General features: G+C 62.5%; 33 protein-coding genes. 32 read left to right on the top strand and 1 reads right to left on the bottom strand.

From position 1 onward, the window contains the following. Positions 1-17 precede the first annotated feature (17 nt). On the bottom strand, positions 18-236 hold the full coding sequence (locus DEJ54_RS11965) for a hypothetical protein (protein WP_113154770.1): 219 nt from the start codon (positions 234-236) through the stop codon (positions 18-20). Between the two features lie 98 nt (positions 237-334). On the opposite strand from DEJ54_RS11965, the gene DEJ54_RS11970 reads away from it, so the two are divergent. The 32 genes from DEJ54_RS11970 (at position 335) to DEJ54_RS12135 (ending at position 23818) form a co-directional block, all read left to right on the top strand. Next, a complete protein-coding gene (locus DEJ54_RS11970; RefSeq protein WP_113156245.1) occupies positions 335-1099 on the top strand; it encodes a hypothetical protein in 765 nt (254 codons plus the stop codon). Positions 1100-1247: 148 nt separating this feature from the next. Then, positions 1248-1868, top strand: a complete 621-nt coding sequence (locus DEJ54_RS11975) for a hypothetical protein (RefSeq protein ID WP_113154771.1) — start codon at positions 1248-1250, stop codon at positions 1866-1868. After that, positions 1865-3904, top strand: a complete 2040-nt coding sequence (locus DEJ54_RS11980) for a phage terminase large subunit family protein (RefSeq protein ID WP_113154772.1) — start codon at positions 1865-1867, stop codon at positions 3902-3904. The genes DEJ54_RS11975 and DEJ54_RS11980 overlap by 4 nt, the downstream gene beginning before the upstream one ends. 7 nt (positions 3905-3911) lie before the next feature. Continuing rightward, positions 3912-4145: a gpW family head-tail joining protein gene (gene gpW, locus DEJ54_RS11985; RefSeq protein WP_113154773.1), complete on the top strand. Its 234-nt coding sequence runs from the start codon at positions 3912-3914 to the stop codon at positions 4143-4145. Continuing rightward, positions 4145-5884, top strand: a complete 1740-nt coding sequence (locus DEJ54_RS11990) for a phage portal protein (RefSeq protein ID WP_245447529.1) — start codon at positions 4145-4147, stop codon at positions 5882-5884. Before gpW ends, DEJ54_RS11990 begins: the two co-directional genes overlap by 1 nt. Next, positions 5881-6783: a S49 family peptidase gene (locus DEJ54_RS11995; protein WP_113154774.1), complete on the top strand. Its 903-nt coding sequence runs from the start codon at positions 5881-5883 to the stop codon at positions 6781-6783. Before DEJ54_RS11990 ends, DEJ54_RS11995 begins: the two co-directional genes overlap by 4 nt. A gap of 23 nt (positions 6784-6806) precedes the next feature. Beyond that, the gene (locus tag DEJ54_RS12000; protein WP_113154775.1) at positions 6807-7349 is read left to right on the top strand and encodes a hypothetical protein; all 543 of its coding nucleotides are present in this window, start codon (positions 6807-6809) and stop codon (positions 7347-7349) included. Positions 7350-7420: 71 nt separating this feature from the next. Continuing rightward, the gene (locus tag DEJ54_RS12005) at positions 7421-7774 is read left to right on the top strand and encodes a head decoration protein (RefSeq protein ID WP_113154776.1); all 354 of its coding nucleotides are present in this window, start codon (positions 7421-7423) and stop codon (positions 7772-7774) included. Positions 7775-7844: 70 nt separating this feature from the next. Further along, positions 7845-8876 carry a major capsid protein gene (locus DEJ54_RS12010; protein WP_113154777.1) on the top strand — a complete coding sequence of 344 codons (1032 nt, stop codon included), beginning with the start codon at positions 7845-7847 and terminating at the stop codon, positions 8874-8876. Between the two features lie 92 nt (positions 8877-8968). Continuing rightward, positions 8969-9340 (top strand): hypothetical protein, encoded by a 372-nt coding sequence (locus DEJ54_RS12015; RefSeq protein ID WP_113154778.1) that lies wholly within the window; start codon positions 8969-8971, stop codon positions 9338-9340. Beyond that, complete coding sequence (locus DEJ54_RS12020) at positions 9324-9518, top strand: hypothetical protein (protein WP_113154779.1); 195 nt, start codon at positions 9324-9326, stop codon at positions 9516-9518. The genes DEJ54_RS12015 and DEJ54_RS12020 overlap by 17 nt, the downstream gene beginning before the upstream one ends. 3 nt (positions 9519-9521) lie before the next feature. Next, positions 9522-9851 carry a hypothetical protein gene (locus tag DEJ54_RS12025; protein WP_113154780.1) on the top strand — a complete coding sequence of 110 codons (330 nt, stop codon included), beginning with the start codon at positions 9522-9524 and terminating at the stop codon, positions 9849-9851. Beyond that, positions 9851-10255: a hypothetical protein gene (locus DEJ54_RS12030; RefSeq protein WP_113154781.1), complete on the top strand. Its 405-nt coding sequence runs from the start codon at positions 9851-9853 to the stop codon at positions 10253-10255. The genes DEJ54_RS12025 and DEJ54_RS12030 overlap by 1 nt, the downstream gene beginning before the upstream one ends. Positions 10256-10282: 27 nt before the next feature. Then, entirely contained in the window at positions 10283-10711 is a 429-nt protein-coding gene (locus tag DEJ54_RS12035; RefSeq protein WP_113154782.1) for a phage tail tube protein, read from the top strand. Then, on the top strand, positions 10711-11130 hold the full coding sequence (locus tag DEJ54_RS12040) for a hypothetical protein (RefSeq protein WP_113154783.1): 420 nt from the start codon (positions 10711-10713) through the stop codon (positions 11128-11130). Before DEJ54_RS12035 ends, DEJ54_RS12040 begins: the two co-directional genes overlap by 1 nt. Further along, positions 11127-11348, top strand: a complete 222-nt coding sequence (locus DEJ54_RS12045) for a hypothetical protein (protein ID WP_113154784.1) — start codon at positions 11127-11129, stop codon at positions 11346-11348. Before DEJ54_RS12040 ends, DEJ54_RS12045 begins: the two co-directional genes overlap by 4 nt. A 160-nt stretch (positions 11349-11508) precedes the next feature. Next, on the top strand, positions 11509-13416 hold the full coding sequence (locus tag DEJ54_RS12050; RefSeq protein WP_245447531.1) for a phage tail tape measure protein: 1908 nt from the start codon (positions 11509-11511) through the stop codon (positions 13414-13416). Next, positions 13416-14075, top strand: coding sequence for a hypothetical protein (locus DEJ54_RS12055; protein WP_113154786.1), 660 nt, complete (start codon positions 13416-13418; stop codon positions 14073-14075). The genes DEJ54_RS12050 and DEJ54_RS12055 overlap by 1 nt, the downstream gene beginning before the upstream one ends. Before the next feature lie 15 nt (positions 14076-14090). Continuing rightward, complete coding sequence (locus tag DEJ54_RS12060; RefSeq protein ID WP_113154787.1) at positions 14091-14723, top strand: hypothetical protein; 633 nt, start codon at positions 14091-14093, stop codon at positions 14721-14723. Continuing rightward, positions 14720-15133 carry a hypothetical protein gene (locus DEJ54_RS12065; RefSeq protein WP_113154788.1) on the top strand — a complete coding sequence of 138 codons (414 nt, stop codon included), beginning with the start codon at positions 14720-14722 and terminating at the stop codon, positions 15131-15133. Before DEJ54_RS12060 ends, DEJ54_RS12065 begins: the two co-directional genes overlap by 4 nt. 3 nt (positions 15134-15136) lie before the next feature. Further along, positions 15137-17806: a phage tail protein gene (locus tag DEJ54_RS12070; protein WP_245447533.1), complete on the top strand. Its 2670-nt coding sequence runs from the start codon at positions 15137-15139 to the stop codon at positions 17804-17806. Continuing rightward, the gene (locus DEJ54_RS12075; RefSeq protein ID WP_113154789.1) at positions 17806-18222 is read left to right on the top strand and encodes a hypothetical protein; all 417 of its coding nucleotides are present in this window, start codon (positions 17806-17808) and stop codon (positions 18220-18222) included. The genes DEJ54_RS12070 and DEJ54_RS12075 overlap by 1 nt, the downstream gene beginning before the upstream one ends. After that, the gene (locus DEJ54_RS12080; protein ID WP_113154790.1) at positions 18215-18613 is read left to right on the top strand and encodes a hypothetical protein; all 399 of its coding nucleotides are present in this window, start codon (positions 18215-18217) and stop codon (positions 18611-18613) included. Before DEJ54_RS12075 ends, DEJ54_RS12080 begins: the two co-directional genes overlap by 8 nt. After that, positions 18606-19070, top strand: coding sequence for a hypothetical protein (locus tag DEJ54_RS12085; RefSeq protein WP_162742268.1), 465 nt, complete (start codon positions 18606-18608; stop codon positions 19068-19070). Before DEJ54_RS12080 ends, DEJ54_RS12085 begins: the two co-directional genes overlap by 8 nt. Then, positions 19070-19570, top strand: a complete 501-nt coding sequence (locus DEJ54_RS12090) for a hypothetical protein (RefSeq protein WP_113154792.1) — start codon at positions 19070-19072, stop codon at positions 19568-19570. The genes DEJ54_RS12085 and DEJ54_RS12090 overlap by 1 nt, the downstream gene beginning before the upstream one ends. Continuing rightward, on the top strand, positions 19554-19844 hold the full coding sequence (locus tag DEJ54_RS12095) for a hypothetical protein (protein WP_162742269.1): 291 nt from the start codon (positions 19554-19556) through the stop codon (positions 19842-19844). The genes DEJ54_RS12090 and DEJ54_RS12095 overlap by 17 nt, the downstream gene beginning before the upstream one ends. A gap of 27 nt (positions 19845-19871) precedes the next feature. Then, complete coding sequence (locus DEJ54_RS12100; protein WP_162742270.1) at positions 19872-20114, top strand: hypothetical protein; 243 nt, start codon at positions 19872-19874, stop codon at positions 20112-20114. Next, a complete protein-coding gene (locus tag DEJ54_RS12105) occupies positions 20104-21063 on the top strand; it encodes a hypothetical protein (RefSeq protein WP_113154795.1) in 960 nt (319 codons plus the stop codon). The genes DEJ54_RS12100 and DEJ54_RS12105 overlap by 11 nt, the downstream gene beginning before the upstream one ends. After that, positions 21063-21377, top strand: a complete 315-nt coding sequence (locus tag DEJ54_RS12110) for a hypothetical protein (RefSeq protein WP_113154796.1) — start codon at positions 21063-21065, stop codon at positions 21375-21377. Before DEJ54_RS12105 ends, DEJ54_RS12110 begins: the two co-directional genes overlap by 1 nt. Beyond that, positions 21374-21793, top strand: a complete 420-nt coding sequence (locus DEJ54_RS12115) for a DUF4376 domain-containing protein (RefSeq protein ID WP_113154797.1) — start codon at positions 21374-21376, stop codon at positions 21791-21793. Before DEJ54_RS12110 ends, DEJ54_RS12115 begins: the two co-directional genes overlap by 4 nt. A gap of 838 nt (positions 21794-22631) precedes the next feature. Then, positions 22632-23555, top strand: coding sequence for a peptidoglycan-binding protein (locus tag DEJ54_RS23185; protein ID WP_162742271.1), 924 nt, complete (start codon positions 22632-22634; stop codon positions 23553-23555). Further along, on the top strand, positions 23555-23818 hold the full coding sequence (locus DEJ54_RS12135) for a hypothetical protein (RefSeq protein ID WP_113154798.1): 264 nt from the start codon (positions 23555-23557) through the stop codon (positions 23816-23818). The genes DEJ54_RS23185 and DEJ54_RS12135 overlap by 1 nt, the downstream gene beginning before the upstream one ends. The last annotated feature ends 56 nt before the right edge of the window (positions 23819-23874 follow it).

The following is a 23874-nucleotide window of genomic DNA, read 5'->3' on the forward strand; positions in this document are numbered from 1 at the left end:
TTTGCCGCGATGGGGTTCTATTCTCTAAAATCTGTCACTTCTGAGTGGGGTTTGTTCTGCCATAGAAGGTAGGCCAGAAGCGGCGCAACAAGTGCTGCGATGAGGACCGAGCGTACTAGCGCAGCTCCCATCGAATGATGGTCATCAAAGAACATCACTGTGATCGCCCCAGCGACGTGGGCCAATGCGGCGATTACCAAACCAAGCCAGATAGCGCGCCACGTGGTCTGAATCATTCTGTTTCTCATGTGAAGCAAATGTTCGCTGACCATACTGGTTCCCAAACAAAGCAGAAGTGCCTGTCGTGCGGCATAACCACGCGAGGCCAAGGGACGTGAGAACTTCCGTTTCGTACAATCAGCGTGACTTCGAGCAGCAGCTTGCCCGCGACCTTGGCCGTGATCTGCCGTTTGCAGTCGCTCGGGCAGCGACCTGGACCGCGAAGGACATCCAGAAGAACTCGAAGAAGTGGATGCTCCGGGTCTTTGATCGGCCGACGCGATGGACGCTGAACGCGGCATTCGTGAAGCCGGCGACCAAGAGGCAGATGACCGCCGAGGTCTACTTCAAGGACTTCGCACCGAAGGGAACGCCTGCCGGTAAATACTTGCAGACACAGATCAGGGGCGGGCGGCGTCCACACACTCGGTGGGAGAAGCGTCTCATCCATGCGGGCGTCATGCGGGTGAACGAATACGCGATGCCGGGCAAGGCGCTGAAGCTGAACCGGTATGGCAACGTCCCGCGCGGCGTCTATGCGAAGATCCTTGCGCAGCTGAAGATTGGTGACAGCGGCATCGGCAACGAAAGCCGCAGGAGCAAGGCAGTCCAGAAGCGCCGGGGGGCGGCGCGATACTTCGTGTCTTACGGGAAGGACGCGCCCCGCATCGGTGGTGTGAGGCCAAGCAGTTTGCCCCGGGGTATATGGCAGCGTGATCGCCGGGGTTCGGTTTCGCCGGTCTTCATCTTCGTGGAGCGTGTGCCGGACTATGCCGACGTGTTCGACTGGAAGAACTGGGCTGACGCTACGGCGCGTGCCCGCATGCCGACCAACTTCAAGCGCTCCGCTGACCTGATCCTGCGTCGGCCTAATCGCTGACCCAGCAACCAGCAGGCCGATCCGGCCCCACCCGGCGGCCCATCTGCGCGATGGGTCCTTCCTGAGCAACCCCGACCAGCGAGTAATTCGGACCGCGGGGTTTCGGCAGTCTGAGCCAATTTTGAAAGCCTAAAGTCGAAGCCTAAAGATGAGCGAACCCGCTAAAGTCGAGACGATGGCGAAGGGCGACTTTGCACGCCTGATCGGCGTCTCGCCCGGACGCGTGTCGCAATACATCACCGAGGGCAAGATCTTCGGTGAGGCCATTGACGGCGAGGGCAGGCTTGCCCGCATCCGCCCCGACGTGGCGCGCGCGCAGCTCTACAAATCGCTGGAGCCTTCGCAGCGCCTGGGCGGCAATGGCGCGGCTGTGCGCGAACAGAGCGCCGGCGCTTCGCTCCGCACGGTTCCGGAGCCGGTGCATGATGAGCTGGCCACCGAGCGCCTGAAGCAGCAGCGCATCAAGACGGCGCGGGCCGAACGCGAGGAAGCGCTTGATGTGGGGCGATACATGCTGACGGAGGCCGCGCGGCGTGAGATGGGGCGCGCCGTTGCAGAAGCGTTCAAGGTGATGGAGCAGGGACTGCGCGACATGGCCAATGCCCTTTCTGCCGAGTTCTCGGTCCCTGAACGCGACGCACAGCAGGTGTTGCAAAAGTCGTTCCGGATGGTTCGCGCGAAGGCTGCGGAAAGCTACCGCGCGCAGGCAGAGGCAACGCCCACCATGGTCGAGGACGCCGAGGAACAGGAACTGCGGTCGGCGTCATGACGATGCTGTTCAATCCAGAGCGGCTCAAATACGAAGCGCTCGTCGAAGCCGCCACACCACCGCCGCCGGTCGACTATCTGGCATGGGCCAAGCAGAACATCGTCTTTTCGGAGCGCATCTCTGCGTTCTCGGGTGCCTATAACGAGGCGCTGTTTCCGTTCTTCTCGGAGATCCTGAAGGCGCTCTCGCCCGAAGACCCGTGCAGCATCGTCACGCTTGGCAAGTCTGCGCAGGTGGGCGGCACGGTTCTGGCGAACATTTTTACGCTCGGGACCATGGACATGGACCCGTGCGATTTCCTCTACGTCCATCCGACCGAGGAGAACGCGTCGCGCTGGTCGAAGACCAAGCTGATGCCGCTCGTTCGGGAAACGGACGCAATCCGGGCGCTGTTCTCGGAAACCAGCCGCGATGGCGGCAACTCGATCCTCTACAAGGAGCGGATCGACGGTCGCGGGGCCATCCAGGCAGCAGGCGCGAACTCGCCGGCGGGCCTGTCGATGATCTCGCCGCGCAAGCAGGTTCAGGACGATCTTGCCAAATGGTCGATGAACGAGGCGGGCGACCCGGAAACGCAGGCTGACAGCCGGTCGAAGGCATTCTTCAACCGGAAGGTCTTCAAGATCTCGACGCCGCTGGTGTCGCCCGGCTGCCGGATCACGACGAACTATCACCTGGGGACGCAGGAGAGCTATCACGTCCCGTGCCCGCACTGCGAAGAACTGCAGGAGCTGCGCTGGGAGAACATGCGGGATCACATCGATCCGGAGAAGCCAGAGGATGCGCATTTCGTCTGCATCCATTGCGGCTGCGAGATCCGCGAACACCATCGTACATGGATGGTGGCGCCGGAGAACGGTGCGCGCTGGGTGGCAAAATACCCCGACCGGGCGCGCTTCCACCGTTCGTTCCATATCTGGGTTGCCTATTCGCCGCTGGAGAGCTGGGAAGCGCTGGCGCGCGCCTGGCTGAAGGTGCAGACGGGCGGCCCCGACGACAAGGAGAAGGGCGCGGGGGCCGAGCAGGTCTTCTACAATGACTGGCTTGGGCTGCCCTTCGAGGCGGACAACAAGGCGGTCGACTGGGAAGACCTTCGGGACCGGGGAGAGGAAACCGGCTTTCAGCGGGGCCTGATCCCGTCTGAGGCGCTGGCCCTCGCCATCGGCATGGACGTTCAGGGCGACCGCGTCGAGTGGCAGCTGATCGGCTATGGCCGCAATCGCTTCCGGTGCGTGATTGACCGTGGCGTTGTCGATCACCGCGCCGGAAGCCACCTGCCGGGCTATCGCGTCCATTCCGGCCACATCAGTGAGCCGGAGGTTCGCGCCGCGCTCGACCGGCTGATCAAGCGGACCTGGGCGGACGAATGGGGAAACCAGCGCTCGGCCGACATCGTCGCCATCGACGGCAACGCCTATACCGAGGATGTCTGGGGCTGGGTGCGCAAACATCCGAAGTCGCGCGTCATCATGGTGCGTGGCGACAACCGGGACACTGCGCGGCTCCTGTCGCAGGTGCGCGAGTTTGACCGCAAGGGCAAGCCGAAGAAGCAGAAATGGACGTCGCGATTCTTCAATTTCAACGCCTCGATCATGAAGATCGGGCTCTACCGCGACATGAAGAAGGAAGACCCGGAGCAGGCCGGCTACATCCGGTTCGCGGTGGGGCTTGGTGATGACTTCTATCAGCAGGTCACATCGGAGATCCGGGTCGAGGAGCGGACGCGGTCGGGCCATGCCCGCTATGTCTGGAAACTGCCATCCGGTCAGCGCAACGAAGCGCTCGACATGATGAACCAGGCGCATGCCGGCGCGATCCGGTTGGGCGTCACCTACTGGACAGACGAAGAGTGGGACATGCTCGCCGAGCGTCTGTCGAAGATGGAAAAGCCCGCACAGGGCGACCTTGAGGACCTGATCACTCCTGTCGGGAGCGAGCAGCAGGCCTCATGCCAAAGCAAAGAGGCGGCTTCGAAGGAAGCCCTGATCGCTGCAGCCCTGCAGCGGGCCGAGCGCGCGAAGCGCCGCAACCGATAGGAACACCATGGCTTTGACCGAGGAACGGCGGGCGGCGCTTCAGGCGCAGCTCGATCAGGCCCGTGCGGCCGAGTTCAAGCTCGAGACCGGCAGCCTGCGGGCGAGCGTCTCCTATGAGGGCGAGCAGGTGACGTATTCGGCGGCGAACCGGGCCTCGCTGCGCAGCTTCATCCGCCGACTGGAAGCGCAGCTGGGCCTGCGTCGAAGCGCACGCGCGCGCAGCAGGGGAGTGACGTTCTGATGGAACCGACCGTTTCCAGCCAAGCACCGGTGCTGATGGGCGCAGACGGCGCGCCGCTTCCGGCTGCCGTGCGCAGTGCTGCCCGGGCGAAGATGACCCGCAACCGCATGATGGCGTCCACGGCCTATCAGGGCGCAGGCTATGACAACCCGTCTCTGGCCAAATGGCGTCCGCGCACATGGTCCGGTCATTCGGCGCTGCGCTGGGATCGTGGGCAGCTGGTCGACCGGCTGAACGACATTGCACGCAATGACGGCTGGGCGTCTGCCGGCGTGTCGCGGCTTGTCGACAACATCATCGGTTCGGGCTGGATCCTTTCGTCCAAGCCGAACTACGCATCGCTCAACCTCACCTATGACGAGGCCGAGGAGATCGCCGACCGGATTGAGGCGCTCTGGCGCGATTTTACGCTCGATGTCGACATGTGGTGCGATGCCGAGCGCTCGAAGAACATGACCGGCATTCTGGGGCTCGCGGCGCGTCACCGGTTTGGCGCGGACGGGGAAGCCATGGCGACCCTCATCTGGCGCGAGGACGCACCTGGGTTCCAGACGGCTGTGCAGGTCGTTGATCCGGGCCGCTGCTCAAACCCGCATGGGCGGATGGACAGCGAGACCCTGCGCGACGGTGTGGAGGTTGATGAGCACGGCGCGGCCGTCGCCTATCATTTCCGAAGGGCGCATCCGGGCGATGTGTTCTCCGGTGGCGCGAAACAGTGGCAATGGGATCGCGTCGAACGCGAAACCGAATGGGGCCGCCCCGTCGTGGTGCATGCGTTCGAGCCGTCGCGCGCAGGCATGACGCGCGGGGCTTCCAACTGGGCACCGGTAATCCGCTCCATCAAGCAGGCGACGGACTACGAGGATTTCGAGAGCCAGGCGGCGCTGCTCAATGCGGTGATGGCGGCTTTCATCGAAACGCCCTTTGATCCGGACGAACTGATGGACTCGCTCGGCGTGGACGGCAACTCTGCGGTCGGCAACATGTATGGGGCCATCGCCGAGGCACAGAACGCCTATTACAACGCCGCGCCGATTGATCTGCCGGGCGTCAGGGTAAACACGCTTCAGCCCGGCGAGACAGCGAAGTTCACCAGACCGGAACATCCGAACGTCAATTTCGAGGCGTTCGTGAATGCGGCGCTGCGCAAGGTCGCAAGCGCGGTCGGGCTCTCCTACGAGCAGCTCACCATGGACTGGTCGAAGGTCAATTATTCGTCGGCCCGCGCGGCCCTTCTGGAAGTCTGGAAGGGGCTGACCAGCCGGAAGAACAGTTTTGCCGCCCAGTTCATGGGCCGGATCTACCGCGCGTTTCTCGAAGAGATCTTTGACAAGGGGCTGGTCCAGCTCCCGGCGCATGCCGTGCCCTTTGAGGACAACCCCGCCGCATGGTGTCATGCGGAGTGGATCGGCCCCGGTCGTGGCTGGATCGACCCGCAGCGGGAGGCGGCAGCGGCAGGCCTTCGCATCGCCTCCAACCTCTCGACGCTTCAGCAGGAAGCTGCGGAGCAGGGGCGCGACTGGAAAATGAACGCGCAGCAGAAGAAGCGTGAGCGCGATTACTATCTGAAACTCGGCCTCGACCCTGATGTCGGGCAGCCCGAGACGCGCACGCAGAGCGAGACAATCACTGAAACCAAGGATCCCGACGAGGAAGTCGAGGAAGAGGTGAACGGACCGCGCAAGACGGCGCGGCGTCACCCACTTGGCATCCCCGCAATCCGCAGGAGGGCAGCATGAGCATGGCGGCGCACTATCCCGAAATCGCGGCGCGCATGTTCAACACGCCGCTCATGCTGCACGAGGGCAAGGGCAATGTGATCGCTCGTGCCTTCGGCCCGCGTGTGCTTGGCACGCCAGACATCGACGTTCAGGCGGCGGGCGTCAGCATGGGCATTGTCGGCGACGAGATGGGGCAGTGGCGCGAGTCTGGTGACCGCTGCTATGAGCCGCGTCGCCATGGGCGGATCGCCGTGATCGAGATCGAGGGGGCCTTGATCAACAAGGGCAAGTGGATCGGCAAGTCATCGGGCCAAACCACCTATGAGGGCATCATCACTCAGGTGAATGCCGTGATCGACGACAGTTCGGTGGAAGGCGTCATTCTGGAAATCGACAGCTTCGGTGGCGAGGTGACGGGCGCGTTCGATTGCGCCGAGCGTCTCTACGAACTGTCTCAGGCAAAGCCGACGATTGCGATCCTGACCGACCACGCGCTTTCAGCGGGGTATCTGCTCGCGGCGACCGCCCGCCAGATCGTCATTCCGCAGAATGGCCAGGCCGGCTCCATCGGCGTCATCTCCATGCATGTCGACGCCAGCAAATGGCTCGCCGATCAGGGCCTCTCGGTCACGATCCTGAAGGCGGGCGCGCGCAAGGCCGACTTCAACGCCTACCAGCCGCTCCCACCGGAAGTTCTCGAAGAGGCGCTCACCGACATGGAAGCGATGCGCCGGGACTTCGCGGCAACCGTCGCGCGGTTTCGGGCCGGGCGACTGAGCTTCGACGCCGCCATGGCGACGGAAGCTAAGTGCTTTCGGGGGGAGGCAGCCGTCGAGGCGGGCCTTGCCGATGCGGTTGCGCGGCCAAGCCAGGTGCTCGCCGCTTTCGAAGAAGAGCTCGGCCGCGTGGCCGGCTGAACCCAGCGACAAAGGAGACACTTATGTCGAATCTCACTGCAAGCGTTCTCGCCGCCGTGCGGGGGCGCAACAGGGCTTCGCGCCTTGAGAATGAGCCCGCCGAGGATCTCAAAGACGAGACCACGGAAACCGAGACCGGCGCTGAGGGCGACGAGGAAGAGGTGCCGGCGGCAGAGACCGAAGAAGACGACACCGATGCCGAGGGCGATGAGCGTCCCGAAGACACCGAAGAGGATGAGCCGAAACCACAGGCCTCTTCCGAGCGTGTGCGCCGCGCGGAGCAGGGGCGCATTCATGCGATCCTGACCCATCCCAGGGCCGATGCGAACCCGGGCCTCGCGTCCGAACTCGCCTTTGGCGAGCGCTTCTATTCCGCAAAGGACGCGTCCGCGCTGCTCGAAAATTCCAGTGGCGGAACCGGGAAGCTCGCAGGACGCATGGCGGGCCGTAGCCCGAAGATCGGCAGCGGTGTGTCGGCCAGTCCGGCCAGTGCGCGGCAGTCCTTCATCGCCGATGTGAAGCACACCATTCAGGCCATGCACGGGCGCAAGCCGGACAACGCCTGATCATCGCCCGGCCAAGGCCGGGCCATTCCTGAACCCGGCCCCGCTGGGGCCAGAACCCGAGGAAGACAGTCATGAACACTGCAACCTTTGCGCCCAATGACCTGCTTGTCTCCGACATTCCGGTGGTCACGCGCAACATCACCCTGACCGGCGGTGCCTATGAGCGCGGCACGGTGCTGGGCCGCATCACGGCCTCCGATAAGTATACGATCTCCGAAGCCGGGGCGGCTGACGGTTCGGAGGTGCCGGCACTTGTGCTCGCCTTCGATGCCGATGCGTCGGGCGGTGATGTCGATGCCGCCGCCTATGCCTCTGCCGGCCTTGACGCCAGCAAACTCACCTTCGGCGCCGGCCACGATGCCGACAGTGTCGAAGCGGCGTTCCGGGCCGCAGACGCTTCGCTCTTCGTGCGCAAGCTCGCCTGATCTCATCCACTCATCTGTCTGACGGTTGCGACCGGGCGGACACAGGGCTCGAACCAGAAAGGTCACCCCCATGAGCAGCATTCTTCTCAACACTGCGGAACTGGTCGCCGTTCTTCCGCCGCGCGACCGTCCCGAAGCATTCCTGCGCAGCACCATGTTCACCACCGTGGTGCTCTCCGATCTGGAGGAAATCGTCTTTGACAAGATCCTTCCGGATCGTGAGCTGGCGCCCTTCGTGCACCCCGATGTGCCGGGCAAGGATTCGGCCAATCGCGGCTTCAAGGCCACCAGCTTCACGCCGGCCTATGTGAAGCCGCAGAACACGCTGCGCCCGCGTCAGAACATGATCCGCATCCCGGGCGAACGGATTGCCGGCGATATGACGCCCGAGCAGCGTTACGCCTACAACCTCGCCATGCTGATCGATGATCAGGATCTGCGCATCACGCGCCGCGAAGAGGCGATGTGCAGTCAGGCGCTGCGCAATGGTGCCGTGATTGTCGAGGGCGAGGATTACCCGACCCAGACGGTCGACTTCGGGCGTGATCCTGCATTGACCATTGCGCTTGCCGCTGCCGCCCGCTGGGGTGAGCCCGGTGTCGATCCCTATGACGACATCGAGGCATGGGTGCAGCTTCTGGCCGATACGGACGGGTTTACCGCGCGCACCGTTCTGCTCGGACCGGGCGCGGCTGGTCTCCTGAAGAAGTCCGAGCGCTTCCTCGCTGCCCTCGACAATCGCCGGCAGGACGGCGGAAAGTTCCAGCTCGGCCCGGTCTCGACCGGTGCGGAGGGCGTCTACCACACCGTTCTCGGCACGATTGGCCAGCTCACCTTCGTTCAGTATTCACAGCCCTACACGGTGGGTGGCGTGAAGAACAATTTCTGGCCGGGCTACGGCGTCGGCATCTTCGATCCGTTCGGCTTCAACGGCCATTTCGCCTATGGCGCGATCCTCGACAACGAGGCGCTCCTGGCGATGGAGCGTTTCCCCGACATGTGGCCGGAGAAGAACCCGAGCCGCACCGTGGTGCAGACGCAGGCAGCGCCGCTGCCGATCATGCCTGAACCCAACGCATCCCTGTTCGCGCTGGTGCGCTGATCCGCGTGCCGCCTTCAATCCTTCGCCGCCGCCCATTTGGTGCGGCGGCGGAGGGCTGCGGGAGGTCCGCAACAGAGCCAAGGAGAATCCACATGTCGAAAACCCATCGCTTCAACACCACGGTCAGCCTCGGTGCAAAGACGTTTCCACCCGGTGCGGACGTGCCGCTTGGCGGCAAGAATGGCCTCTCTGCCGAGGAGGTCGCCAAACTGGAAAAGGAGTTCGGTGTCTGGAAAGGCGGCGGGAACGCTGCAAAGCCGGACGGGGAGGCGGCGACCGCGATTGCCGCCCTCGAAAAGGAGACCAAGGCGCTCTCTGACAGGGTCGCGGAGCTTGAGCAGAAGCTTGCCGAGGTCTCGGAAGAGCGGGACACCCTTGCCGAAGACAACCAGTTGCTCGCCGACCGGCTGAAGGAACTGGAAGCGCCGGCCGCCGACGGAGGCGAGAATGGCAAAGAAGGCTGAGACCGTCACCGGTCGCTGGCCCGTCGCCGTGCGTGACCACGAAGGAAAGCGTGTCGCGCCCGGTGAACCGGCCACGGTTCTCAAGGCGCGGGCCGATGAGTTCGACGCGCGCTTTGGCCGCCTGCCTGATCCGGCGCAGCCGGTTGCCAGGCGCGCGGCAGAGCCCAGCCCGGAGTAGGTCATGACGATCCCTGCGCATCCCGTCTTTGCCGAAATGCCGGACGCGTTTCTGGACACGTTCGGCGAGACCGGCGAACTGACCATCGGGGGCGTTCCCCTGCCGCAGCCGGTTCGCGCCATTGTTCGCGGGCCGTTCGGCGGTGTCGTCGATGGCGGCGGGTACGGCGAACCGGGTGTCAACGGCATGTCGCCCAGAGCCTCGTTCGCCGAGGCAGACGTTCCGGGCCTGTCCGATGATGACCGGTTCACCTTCATGGGTGTGACATGGATCATCCGTGAGCCTTCGGCGGATGGCCGGGGCATGGTGCGCTGCGAACTGGAGCGCGCCTGATGCCGCATCCGCGAAAGCTCATCCGCGACAGTGTGCTGTCGATCTTAGCAGGTGCTTCGCCCGCCGGATGGACGGTGCGCAAGGCGGACGGACGGCCGCTTCCCGATATCACGCTTTGCCCCTGCATCACGCCTGCAATCCCCAGTGAGCCGGTTCAACGCGGTGCGCAGCGCAAGCGCCGGGAGCCGCAGCTAACCGTTACCGCCTACATCGCCGCCGGATCGGGCGGGGACGATCTCTGTGACGAAGCGTCCGTGTGGATAGAGGCGGCGCTCGACGCCGATCCGTCGCTTGGCGGTGTCTGCCAGGACTGCACGCATATCGAAACCACCATCACACCGGTCCCCGGCGGGGAACAGACGGTGTGGGAACTTTCGCTCACCTACAATCTGCGGGTCTCCTGATCCCGCCCTTGCCAAGGAGCAATTGCCATGTCGACACAGCTCGGCCGCCTTCTCATCATCCGGCGTCCCACCGGGCAGCCTGCGCCGGATGACTGGGAGAATGTCTGCGGCATCAACACCACGAACTTCCGTCTGCTCAACGACATCGTCGAATCCAAGCGCGCCGTCTGCAACGACCGTGCACGGCCGCCGGTCCGCGTTCGCAAATATGGCGGCAAGGATGTGAACTTCTCCGGTTCCGGCATCTTTGACGATGATGCGTCCGGCAAGCTTCTGGCCGATGCCGCCGTCAACCAGACGGTGCTTGCAGGGTATTGCGTGTACGTGCCCGGCTATGGCGATTTCGTGGGCGACTGGCTGGTCTCGAACTTCGAGTTCTCCGGCGACCTCGACAATGACATGAACTTCTCGACCGAGGTTCAGGCCTCCGGCGAGATCGTCTACACGGCGCTCTGATGGCGGCGCAGAATGCATGGCGGGGCGAGCGGGAACTCGCCCTGCCGGGTGTCGCCCCGGTCAATCTGGCGGCGTCGCTCGATCACATCGCCCGCCTGATGGCCGAGACGAAGTCCGATACGCTGGAAGGCCTGCAGGATGCATTGCAGGCGCGCAAGCCCGAGACGCTGCGCGCGGCTCTCGCTATCCTGATCGGCGAGGAACAGGCGGCAACGCTCTGGCCGCATGTCAATGGTGCGGTGGGGCTTACGCGCGTCTATGCGGCGATCTCGGGGGCCGTGTCCGGACTGACGCCGGAAGAGGAAGACGAAGCAAAAAAAGCCCAGGCCGAAAGCGAAAGGGACCTGCAGGCAATGGCGCTCGGCCTGCTGGCGCGCGCAATCGGCCAATCGAGCGCCTCCCATTCGGAGAGTGGATGAAGTTTGCCGGCGGCGTCCTGCACTGGACGGAGGCGGAGTTCTGGCAGACCGGTTTCGCTTTCTTCCGGGCTGCCTGGGAAGGCTGGGCCATCTCCAGCGGCGTGAAGAAGAACGTGACGCAGCCACCAACACGTGAAGCCTATGAGGCCGCCAAGGAAGCCCTGGCGGCCCGTGATCGCAGACGCCTGAACCAGGGGGACGGCATTGTCCAGAGATGATCTGAGATACAGGGTGGGGGCCGATACATCGGGTATCGACTCTGCCTGGGCCAAGATCAGGCGGGATGCGCAGTCCACAGGCGCGAGCATTAACAACGCGATGGGGCGCGCACGTGCGGGGGTGGAGTCCGTCAAGGCACCGCTGCGTGCAGTACCGGCCTTGTTTGCCGCGGTCGGCGCAACGGCTGCCGTCGCAAAGATCCGCCAAGCGGCTGAGGCGGTTGCGGATATCGGCAGGCAGGCCAAGCAGGCCGGCATCGATGTCGAGTCGTTTCAGGAGCTGAAGTTCGTTGCCGAGCAGAACCGCATCGGCGTGGATATCCTGACCGATGGCATCAAGGAGCTGAACCTGCGCGCTGACGAGTTCATTGCCACGGGTGGCGGCTCGGCGTCGGAGGCCTTCGGGCGACTGGGCTTCTCGTCCGAGGAGCTGTCGCGCAAGCTCAAGAATCCGTCCGCATTGCTGACCGAGATCATCGGAAAGCTCGAACAGTTCGATCAGGCGGCGCGGATCCGCATCGCGGATGAACTGTTCGGCGGCTCTGCGGGCGAGCGGTTTGTGGAACTCATCGATGAGGGCGAGCAGGGCATTCGCGAACAGATCGCAGCGGCGCGCGATCTTGGCCTGGTGATGGATGCGGAGATGATCCGCAAGGCTGAGGATGTTGACCGCAAGTTCAACGTCATCACCTCGACCATTGGCACGTCGATGAAGCGTGCCATCATCGATGCGACCAGCGCATGGTTCACGTTCCTCGACAGCTACAACGCGTTTGAGCAGCAGCAGAGCGACACGCTTTCAATCGGTGCGCGCGAGGATGATCAGCGTCGCCTCGAGCTCGAAAACGAAATTCTGGACCTCAAGCGCCAGCAGGATGAGCTGACGGGGGCGACCGCTCAGCTGGAGCGTCGCCAGCTTCAGACGATCATTGCGGATCGGGAAGAGGAAATTGCGCGTCTGACCGAGCGCAATGAGAAGCGGGAGCGCATTCTCAGCGAGCGGTCAGGCAGTCGCCCGTCGCCTACGGCGGGAAAGACCATCGATACCTCCGTCGACTATATTCGCCAGTTCCGCGACGAACTTGCGCTCTCGAACCGCGAACGCGCCATTGCCGCCGAGACGCAGCGCATTCTGAACGATGCGTCTTCGCAGGGCGCAACGCTCACCGAAGCGCAGGCGCGCGAACTTGCCGAACTGACCATCGCGCGACGGGAGTCGGAGCGTTCTTCCTCCAGCGCTTCGAAGGCAAGCGACAAGGAAGCAGAGGCCATTAGCCGGGTTATCTCTGGGCTCGAGCATGAACTCGACCTGATGGGCAAGAGCGATGTGCAGAAGCGGATCTCGAACGAGCTGCGCAATGCCGGTGCGGATGCAGCGTCCCGCGAGGGAGAGCGCATCAGCGCGCTGGTGACGGCAATCGAAGCGCAGCGGGCAGCCGAGGAGCAGCTGAAGGCCGCGCAGGAAGCCCGCACCCAGTCCATCGAGTATTTGTTTCAGGCGGGCGAAGACGCCTTCCTTGCCATGATCGACAATTCCGGCCGGGCCGAGGATGCGGTCAAGCGCCTCGCCATCCAGCTTGCCTTCGCTGCTGCCCAGGCCGCCCTTCTGGGGACCGGTCCGCTTGCCGGCCTGTTCGGCGGTGGTGGCTTCTTTGGAGGTGGCGGTGTCGATCCTTGGTCTGGATTGCGGAGTGTCACGGGCTTCGACACGGGCGGCTGGACGGGGGATGGCGACCCGAAGAAGGTTGCCGGCCTGGTCCATAACGAAGAATTCGTCGTCCGGTCGGGGCCTGCCGGGCATTATCGCCCGATGCTTGAAGCCATGAATGCGGGCCGCAACATTGGTCTGTTCTCCATGCCCGAGCGCATGGCGTCGTCAGGGCAGGGCCGTGATGGCGTCGTGACGCTCCGGGTGATCGGAGAGGAGGGGCCGATGTTCCGGCCCACCATCCGCGCCGAGAGCGAGAATGTCGCGGTGCAGGTCAGCGAAGAATCGATTGGCCGCTTCAATGCCGGTCTCCCCGACCGGGTTCAGGAAATCAGCAATGATCCGAGGGCTAGAGGCTGATGGCGCTCACCTTTCCATTGTCGCTTGCCGCGTTTCAGGACGCGATCAATGTGGCGACCGCACCGTTTCGGCTGCAGCGCTTCGAAGAGATGTCCGGGCTTGGCAGCGGGCAGTTCCTCACCGACGAGCTGGCCCCGCCGCTGTGGTCTGCAAGCGTACGCCTGAACGCTGCCTTCCATGATGACGGGCTGGAGATCCAGGCGCTGCTCGATACGCTCGACGGTTCGCTGCATTCCTTTTTGTTCTACGATCCGCGCACCGCGTTTCCGAGGCTCGATCCGAAGGGCGCGCTGATCGCCGGCGCCGCACCGGTCGTTCTTTCGATTGAGGCGGACAACAAGTCGTTGCGGCTTGGTGATCTGCCGGCGGGGTATCCGCTTTCGCGCGGCGACATGCTGGCATTCGAATATGGGGCGAACCCCGTGCGGCGCACCCTGCACCGGCTCTCGGAGCCGGTGGTGGCCGACGCGCAGGGAGAGACTGCGCCGTTTGAGGTGAGGCCGCATTTCGGGCCGGGTGCCGCCGCCGGGGGCGCGGTCGAGCTCATCAAACCGGCCGCCTTCATGCGCATCGTTCCCGACAGCCTGTCGGTGAGCGAGGCCGATGACCTCGGCACTGTGGCGATCAGCTTCTCGGTGCTGCAGCGCCTTCACCCCTGACTTTCGGAGATTTTTATGGTGCGCGCTGTCGACGCCGCAACCGCTGCCCTGTTGCAGGAGCGGAACGGTACAATCCACCGTGATCTGGTCTGGATCACCGCCAAGAACCGGGCGACTGGAGCGCTTGAGAGCATTGGCCTGTGGACCGGTCAGGATCACGCCGACATCGCGGTTGTTTCAGGGGAAACCGGCGCGACCGTGACCCGGACCTATTACGGGCTGGGTGGTCTTCTGAATGTGCCGCCGATTCCGCTTGTCTCTGACCTGACGGTGCGCAAGGTCTCCATCAGTTTCAGCCAGCTTGATCCTGCAATTGAGCAGGCCGTGCGGGGCTTCGATCCGAGGAACGGGCCGGTGGAGATCCATAGGCTCTATCTCGACCGCGAGACGCGGCTTCCGATTGCGCCGGCCGTGTCACGCTTCCTCGGCTTCATCAATGCCGCGCCGATTACCACGCCGAAGGCGGGCGCGGAAGGCAGCATCAGGCTCGATCTGGTGTCGCACACGCGCACGCTGACCAAAAAGACGCCCTCGCGGAAATCCGACGAGTATCAGCGGCGGCGGCTCGGTGATCGCTTTTACAGATACACGGATGTCGCCGGGCAGTGGGAAGTTGCCTGGGGCGAGGAATCAGGGCCGATAGGATGAAGCGACGTTCGTTCTGGCGGCCATCGCTCGCCGATTACTTCAGCCAGGTGCAGGGCCGACCCTTTGCATGGGGTTCGTTCGACTGCGCGCTGTTTGCCGCCGGCGCGGTTGAGGCCATGACGGGTGTCGACTTCGCGAAGGGTTATCGCGGAGCATACACCACGCTTGCCGGCGGGCTGCGCCTGCTCCGGACTGAAGGCTTCGAAACCCATGCGGATTTCGCGGCCGCGCATCTTACCGAGATCCATCCCTCGAAGGCGCAGGTGGGGGACATTGCCGCCATCGCCGTTTCTGATGCCGGGCTTTTCGCGCTCGGTGTCGTGCAGGGCGCGCGCATCATCTTCCTGCGACCGGAAGGCGGGCTCGGAACCACAGACCTTCTTCAGGCCGAGCGGGCCTTTCGGGTTTAGACCATGCTTCATCTGATCTTCTGGACCGCCTGGATCATCCTGGCGTCGACGGCGCACGCCCATGCCGGAGCGCTTGCGGGGCTCGTCAGCCTGCTGACATCGACGGCCTTCGGCAAGCTGATCCTGTCGGTGGCGCTGAAAGTCGGAATGTCGCTCCTGCAGCGGCTGATGATGAAGGACGAGGAGCCGTCGCAGCCGGGGATCAAGACGCGGATCGGTCTCGGTGGCGAAAAGCCGATGTCGTTCATCGTCGGCACCTACGCGACGGCGGGGCATCTGGTCTACGCGAACACATGGGGCAAGGTTCGGAAGACCCCGAATGCCGCGCTTGCACAGGTCATCAGTGTTTCTGATCTGCCGGTCTCCGCAATATCGAACGAAGTCTGGATGCGCGGGCGCAAGATCAACCGCAATCCTGGCGTCGGCGATCAGCCCGGATCCTTCGCGTGGTTCGGTGAGGGGAGCTATCCGTTCAGCGAGTTCACCCATGATGACTACGCCGGCATCTACTGGCTCTTCGCAAAGTACAGGACCGGTGGCGCCACCACTGCCGATCCGGAACTGCTCACGATCTTCGGAGGGGCAGGCCCGCGCGCATGGGATGCCGGCATGGTCGGGCGCGGTGTCGCGCATGTGATCCTGACAGCAGAGTTCAACCGTGACCTGTTTCGCGAAAGGCCCCAAGCGATCTGGCAGGTATCCGGCCTGCCGCTTTACGATCCGCGCCGCGACGCTTCCGTCGGTGGTTCAGGAACCCATGTCTGGGGCGATCCGGCCACCTATGAGTTCACCGACAATCCGGCGGTGATCATCTACAACATCCTGCGCGGCATCTTCTTTGAAGGTGAGCTGGTCTTCGGCGGAACAATCCCGGCAAGCCGGCTGCCGCTGTCGTCATGGTTTGCCGCCATGAATGAGTGCGACATGCTGGTGGATGGCGACCGGCAGTTCCGATGCGGTTATGAGATCAAGCCGTTCGAGCAGTCGCCGCTCGCCGTCATCGAGGAGCTGCTCAAATCCTGCAATGGACGCATGGCCGAGATTGGTGGCGTCTACAAGATCCATGTCGGTGCGCCCGCACTTCCCTCCTACTTCTTCAACGACGACAGCGTCGCCATCACGCAGGATCAATCCTTTGATCCGTTCCCGGGGCTTGAACAGACCTACAATGGCGTGAGCGCCACCTATCCCGAGCCGCAGGCGGCATGGGCGATGAAGGATGCGCCACGGCGGATCTCGCAGGCGTTTGTCGATGAGGATGACGGGCGCGAACTCATCGCCTCCATCGAGTTCAACGCGGTGCCGTTCCCGATCCAGGTGCAGCGTCTGCAGAAATCTCTGATGGAGGACAACCGGCGTTTCAGGCGCCATCGCCACACGCTGCCGCCGGAGGCCTGGCTTCTCGAACCGCTCGACACGGTGTCGTGGACAAGCGCGCGCAACGGCTATGCGAACAAGCTGTTCCTGATCTCGTCGATGGATGATCTGGAAAACTCCAACCAGGCCGTGTCGATACAGGAGGTGGATCCGGGTGATTACGTCTGGACGCCGGCAACGGACGAGCTGCCCTATTCGGTCGGGCCGATGGGGCCAATCGAGCCGCAGCCGCAGGTCATGTATGACTGGACGGCTGCGCCCGCGACCGTGCCGGACAATGACGGGCAGCCGCGCCGCCCGGCCATCCTGCTCGGCTGGCATGGCGACATACAGGATACGCAGGGCGTCGAGTTCGAGGTGCGGCTCGCCACTACGGCCGAGATCGTCTATCGCGGTCGCACCGATCAGGTGCTGGTCGGGCAGCTGTTGATCTCGCAGGGGCTGCTGCCCGCCATGGACTACCAGGTGCGCGGCCGTTACCTGCCATACTCCAACCGTCCGAGCCTCTGGTCGGGCTGGCTGGCTGTCCGCACACCTGATGTGAAGTTCGACGTTTATCTCGACATCGATCTCGACGGGCTCAACGAAGCCATCGGCGAGCGCACCGAGTTCGTCGAGTTCAACACGCGCGAGACCATCGAGCGCGCGCTTGAGAATGCCACCGCCGACATGGCCGATTTCGACCAGCAATATGGTCAGATCCAGCGACTGCGGCGCGAGGCATCTGTCAGCTATGCAAACCTGACTTCATCCTACAAGGAAGCAGTCCTGGTTGTTGCTGGCGAGACTAGTGCGCTGTCGCAACGTCTGGAGATACTAGAGGTAACAGTCGATGAGGATATCGCACAGGCAGTCGATCTTCTCACGGCGGAGATCGAACTGGTTGAGGGGCAGATCACCGCCATTTCCGACGCCATTACGCAGGTGAGCACGAAGGTTGACGACGTGTCGGCAAACGGCACGTTCCGTGTTCAGGCAGGCGCGTCGCCGGGCGGTGGCTGGGCGCGAGCCGTCCTGCAGGTGAGCGCCGACGACGGTGTGACCTTTGAGCAGGCGTCGATCTTCCTCGATGCCCGCACCAGCGGTTGGCCGCGCAGCCGCTTGGTTCTTGATGCCGAGAGCGTTTATTTCGGCGATCTGAGCAGCGGCAATATCCTGAATGCGGTGATCTATTCTGCCGGCGAGTGGCGCATGAACGTGGCGAACATCGGCACGGTGAATGCGGGGCTGGTACAGGGCAATGATGGCAAGATGCGCATCGAACTGGACAACAGTCGCCTATTGGTCGCCGACTGATGACGGATCGCGTTCTCATCGGCGCGCATGACAGCACGCATGTGTTTCGTGCGTCGCGCCCCGGATTCGATGTAAAGAGCACTGCCTTGTCGCCGGAACAGCTTGCCTTCGACAGTCGCTGGCCGGAGATCGGCAACATCCTCATGCGGGGAACGTTTCAGATATCCGGAAACGGTAGCAAAGAGGTCTTTTTTGCAACGACCTACGACAGCCCCCCAATGGTGATTGTGCATATGTCGGGGCCGAATAACGACCTGTCCAGTTGGTATCTTGTCGACGGGGCTTGTTGGTACGATTTCAATGTAAGAGTTGATTTGTACAAGTACAAATTCTGGGTTGTGAAAAGAGATAGCAATAATATCGGTAGTTCGCAGCGTACATTTCGATACACCGTATTGAGGAATTTCTATGCCTGATCGTGTGTTGATTGGGGCAAGAGGCGCAGATAGCGGTCTTTTTATCTCTAAGCCCGGTTTCGATGTGACGACGGCGGCAGATGAGCAATTGGTCTTTCGGACGACTGCCGGATTTGAAACGCTTCAAGTCGTGCAGACCGCAAGGGTTTATCTGACAACAGGAAGCCCGGTGACGATAACGGTGCCAAACCTCGGATACTACCCAAAGGTTCTTATTCAGTCTGACTGGAATGCCAATGCGTTCCTCTCTGTTGGGTCGGGCTCCCATATTTTCCACTGGGTGGACTATCTCTCGCTCACGAGCATTCGATTGAACGTCGACAAAAACAACATCCACGACACCAACTATTCTCTCTATGTCGTGTTGAGGGAGGACATCGGCGTTGCCTGACAGGGTATTGATCGACGCATCAGGTGTGCGGGTCTCGAAGAGTGGTTTTGACGTAAAGACGGCCAGTGAAGCGCAACTGATGTTCAATTCGCGCTGGAGCGCGATGAAGCGGCTCGTCTTCGGTCAGTTCGATATTTGGATTCCGCCTGAGGGAGAACTTGCGAACAGCAAGACAATTCTGTTTGGCAAGACGTTCAACTACAGGCCTTTGGTTTTCTCGGCCGTCCTTCTCTACAACGATCACACTGGGCCGGATCGGGATGACCGGTCTGCGCAGCAGCATATCGGAACGGCGGCCTACTTTGTTTTCTACAATCCCAGGCCGCCCATTCGATATGTGGTGAACGTGCAGAATGACAGGTTCATTTATTCCGTAAATTCAAGCTATCGCGGCACAGACGGGGTTTGGACAAAGAACCGTGTCTATTACGCCGTCTGGGATCACGGGTTAGGCTGATGATTGTCGAATATGATCAGGCAGGGCGGATTTTTCACGTGATCAGTGATCCTGTTCCTGAAGGGCTGGCAGAGCTGATGAGAGAGAACGGACAGACCTTTCTCGATCTGCCGCCGGCGCCGCTGCCAGAGGTGCAGAAGCGCGACCCTGATACGGGCCATCTGCTGTTCGATGGCGACGGCGAACCCGTTCTGGAGTCGCCCGGATTGAGCTTTGCTGAATGCGATCTCTCGACGGACCATGTGGTCGAAGGCGAGATCGTGCGCCGACCCTCCTGCGGCTGCGGAGTGAGTGTGTCCGGGCGCGTGGTCACCCTGACCGGTCTGCCTGAAGGATCTGTGCTGTCCATTCTTCTCGATCCCGAAGACATGAGCAGCGTGGCGCAAGCGGAGGCGGCAGGCGAATTTTCTTTCGAGGTTGATGAACCCGGTCCCGTCCGCATCTGCGTCACCCCGCCCTGGCCGCTTCTGGAGGAGGTCTTCAATGTTGAAATTGAGTAGGTCGAAGCTCCACCGGGAGAAGGCTCTGGATCTTATCGACCGGCATTACGCTGCGCGCATCGATGCCGTTCTCGGCCCCATGGCGGCGCTGCACATGCTGAAGCGCATAGTGCCGGCAGGTGAGCTGGTCGCGGATCGGGAAGCCATCCTCCAGCGCGCGAAGGAACAGGATGCAGAGCTGGCGGCAATCGACCGTGAGCGCCGTGACCTGAAGGCAGCGGTGCGGGCTGCCGCTTCGAGCAATGAGATCAAGGCGCTGATCGCGCACCTCTGACACCACCCACACACCACCGGACAATCTATGACTGACCAGCCAAAGAAGCAGGTCAGCCCGATGGCTGCTGCCGTCGAGGCGACCGCGCTCAACGACTATTACCGCAATCGCTGCCTGATGCTTGCCGACGCGCTGGAGCGTGAGCGGCAGGAGAAGGACGCCATGCAGACCGAAATCGACCGGCTGACGAAGATCAACGGGAAGCTGCAGGACGGCGCGGCGCAGGATGCTGCAAAGGCCGAAAAGAAGGACGCGCAGAATGGCGGGTAACCTCTACGAGCAGGGCTACTACGAGACCGGCTCCGCATCCGTTACGCAGGGCCAGACCGTTGTCACGGGGCAGGGCACTGCATGGTCGCAGATCGTGCGGCCGGCGGATGACTTCGGCAAGCATGTCGGCATGCCTATCCCAATTGCGTCGGTGGACAGCGACACGCAGATCACGCTGGCATATCCGTGGCCGGGGCCGACGCAGGCCGCTGCGCCGTATCGGGTGACCTTCACGCCCTATCATGTCGTCTATCGGCAAATGCTGCAGCAAATCATGCAGCTGCTTTCGAGCGGCAACGTTTCGGCTCTGGCGGGAGTTAATCTCGGCGCTGGAAGCTTCCTGCGAGGCACGGGACCGGGTGCGATGGAGGCGGTGGAAGGCAAGAAGTTGGATGCATTCCGCGCGCTGGGGGGCGGTGCTGACAGACTGCCTTACTTCGATGGCGATGACACCATGGCGCAGACGGCGTTGTCAGGGTTCATGCGCACTCTGCTGGATGACACTGACGGCCCAACCGCTTACGGAACGTTGGGAGACGTGCCACACGCCCAAATTCCGGGCGACTTAACATCTGACAAAGCGTTCAGACGCGGGAATGTTCTAGGCACTGTCTCCCAATCAGGCGGCGTCCCGACGGGTGCAGTTATCGAGCGCGGGATCAATGCTAACGGTGAATACGTGCGCTTTGCTGACGGCACGCAAATTTGCACGACTACTAAATCGGTCAGTCTTGCGTCGGCTGCCTACCACGATTTTCTATACCCGGCGACATTCACAGGTGATGTGTTTGGTTCGTGGTCCGCCACCAAGACACAGGCGGGTGCAAACGTCGCGGTGCTGGGATCCTGTTTCTTGGCGACTTTGGGCGTTGAATGGTCTTTCAGGGTGAATATTTCTGGCGGCTCGACTACAGCCATTTATCTTGCCGCAATCGGGAGGTGGTTTTGATGTTCATTTCATTTTCCCCGCAGCGGCGCGATGCGTCTCTGTCTCTCTCGAGATCGGGCGATGTGCTCACCATCAACGGCGAAGCGTTCGACCTTTCCGTTGTTCCGGAAGGCGCAACCCTTCCTCGTGAAGCGATCAGCAGCGACTGGTTTGCCGGTCCCGTCGAGCGCGTTGGTGGGGAATTGCACATCTCAGCAATTCTGCCGCACGGGCCGAACCCCTCGCAGGCTGTGGCTTTCCCACAGCCGATCACCGTCAACGAAGACGGGCCGATTGCAGTGCCGTCAGACGACCTGGGGGAGACAGGCGAATGAACATTGATCTATCCAAGCTTGTCACGGCCGAGATGAAGGCAGCGCAGGGGCAGGCTGATCTAAAGGCCGGCATCGATGCTGAGCGAGACCGCCGCATCAATGGCGGCTTCATCTTCGAGGGCGTCGAATACCAGTCGCGCCCGGAGGATCGTGAGAACATCGCGGGTGCGGCCACGGCGGCGCTGGGCGTAATCATGGCAGGTGCGCAGCCGGGGGATTTGCGATGGCACGGCGGGGCGGAGGACTTCGCATGGATCGCTGCCGACAACACAATGCACACCATGGATGCGCAGACTGTCTACGCCTTCGGTCAGGCTGCCATGGCGCACAAGCAGGCTCACATCTTCGCCGCTCGGACGCTGAAAGATGCTGATCCGAACCCGGATGATTTCGCAGGCGATCAGTGGTGGCCGTGAGCGCCGAGGAGCGAGGGCGTTTTAATCCACGTCTTGAGGCTTGGGGGCCAAGGGCGAAGATCCTCGCTCGCCGGCGGCGGCAACATAGCTGCGCGGCGTTATCGCACCACTGGCGTGATCGCGTAATGCCGACGCTCAGATGTCAGAAAAACCCCCGCCGAATGCTTGTTGAGTTGGGGCTCCATTCGGCGGGGCAGAGTGGGCTGTAACGTACTGGATGCTGGCCGACTATCCGTCTGCGGGGAGCAGTGCAGGAGTAGGCCAGCGGCCGCAACGTAGGCACTGCGCTTGCTCGATTGAATGGTGCTTTAGCACACCTGCGGAAAGGCGTAAAAGGTGCTGGCAGGTGGATAGGGTATAAGCCCCCGCCTATCTCTCAGAAGAGCCCCAGATTCTTCGCCCCGCCAGCTGAACAAATCTACCGGCAAAATCTGAACGAGTGGTTGCTGTTGCTGTGGGTGGCAAAATTGCTTCGGTAAGAACATGCCAGCGCGCGGGGCTTGTTGGGTTAAGCGGGTGGGCTTTATGCCCGAACATGACGCGCGCTGGCGATGTCAGTCTCAGCTCAAATCGTTGCTGACCGGTAAACGCGCGGATGCAGAAAAACCCCCTGCAGGCTGACGTTGGGAAGCGCGTGCCTGCAGGGAGCGGCGGTGCCCCTTGGAGCCCAAGAGGGGTAGCAGTCAACACAGCTTGAGAGAAGCGCATCGAAGGCATCGCGCCTTAATGACGCGGCTCTCTTATCTGAATTCGTCAACAACAGCAAAGCGACGTGTATCGCACCCGTGCCCACCGGCGCGGCGCTTTCGCATGGGCTCATCACCAGAAAGGAAACGACATGACATGGCGTCTCGCGCGCAGCCTCGGACGGCTGCGTGAGCAAATCAACGCGGCTGCTCCGCTTCGTTCCAAGGCCAGCGATGGCACGATTGGTGATGCGGCTCATGCCTCCCGATCCTCCGATCACAATCCGTGGGTGAAGGATGGCGCCACCGGTGTGGTGACGGCGCTCGACATCACGCATGACCCGGCCGCTGGCGTCGATATTCAGAAGCTGGCCGACGCGCTGGTGGCCTCGAAGGATCGCCGTATCAAATACATCATCTGCAATGGCCGGATCGTTTCCGGGTCCGGGCAGAAGCAGCCGGCGTGGAAGTGGCGGGCCTATGGCGGCTCGAACCCACATAGCCGCCATATCCATATTTCCGTGAAGGCGAGCAAGGCGCTCTATGACGACGAACGCGATTGGCGCTTCGACACGGCGGAGATTGCCGAGCTCGCGCCGTCAGAAAGTGTGCTGCGGCACGGCTCACATGGCCCGTTCGTGAAGGAGCTTCAGGAGAACCTCTCTCGCCTTGGATATGTGATCCGGGCAGACGGCCGGTTCGGTGATGAGACCGATCGCGGCGTTCGCATGTTCCAGCGGCAGAAGGGCCTGAAGGTCGATGGTTGGGCTGGGCCGCGTACGCTGGATGCAGTCGGCCGCGCTATTGCCGAATTGGCATCGAAGCCGAAGATCGAGGCCGCGCGCGAAAACGCCAAGGAGCAGGCTGCGGAACAGGTCGAGCGGAAAACCGGATGGTGGCAGAATGTCACCGGCTTCTTCGGTGCGGGCAGCGTGGGTGGCGGGCTGCTTTGGGGCGTCGATTGGCAAACCCTTGTGGTGATCACAGGCGCGGCCATTCTCGTGATGCTGCTGATTGTGCTTTTGCGCAGGCAGATCGTGGCGGCCGTGCGCGATATTCATGAGGGGCTCGCCTGATGTTCGGCTTTGTCCTCAGCTTCCTGCTCTCGCCGCTGGGGAAGGCTCTGGCTGCGGTTCTGGCCGTCTCCGTCATCGCTGGTGGGATTTACCTTTACGGGCACCAGCGGGGCGCTGCGTCGGTTTTGCAGCGCCTTCAATCCGACCGCATCACAATCCTGAAAGATGGAAGGAAGATCGATGAGGAAGCGCTTGGCGCTGACGACACTGGCCTGTGTGCCCTTCTTGGCGGCTGCGAGCTGCCAGACGGCGGCGATCACTGAGCCCTGCGACGTGCTGGTGCCGATCAACCCGGCGCCGGCCACAAACTCTTACCTGG

Origin of the sequence: Nitratireductor sp. OM-1 (assembly GCF_003296175.1) — a bacterium.
Lineage (GTDB): Bacteria > Pseudomonadota > Alphaproteobacteria > Rhizobiales > Rhizobiaceae > Nitratireductor > Nitratireductor aquimarinus.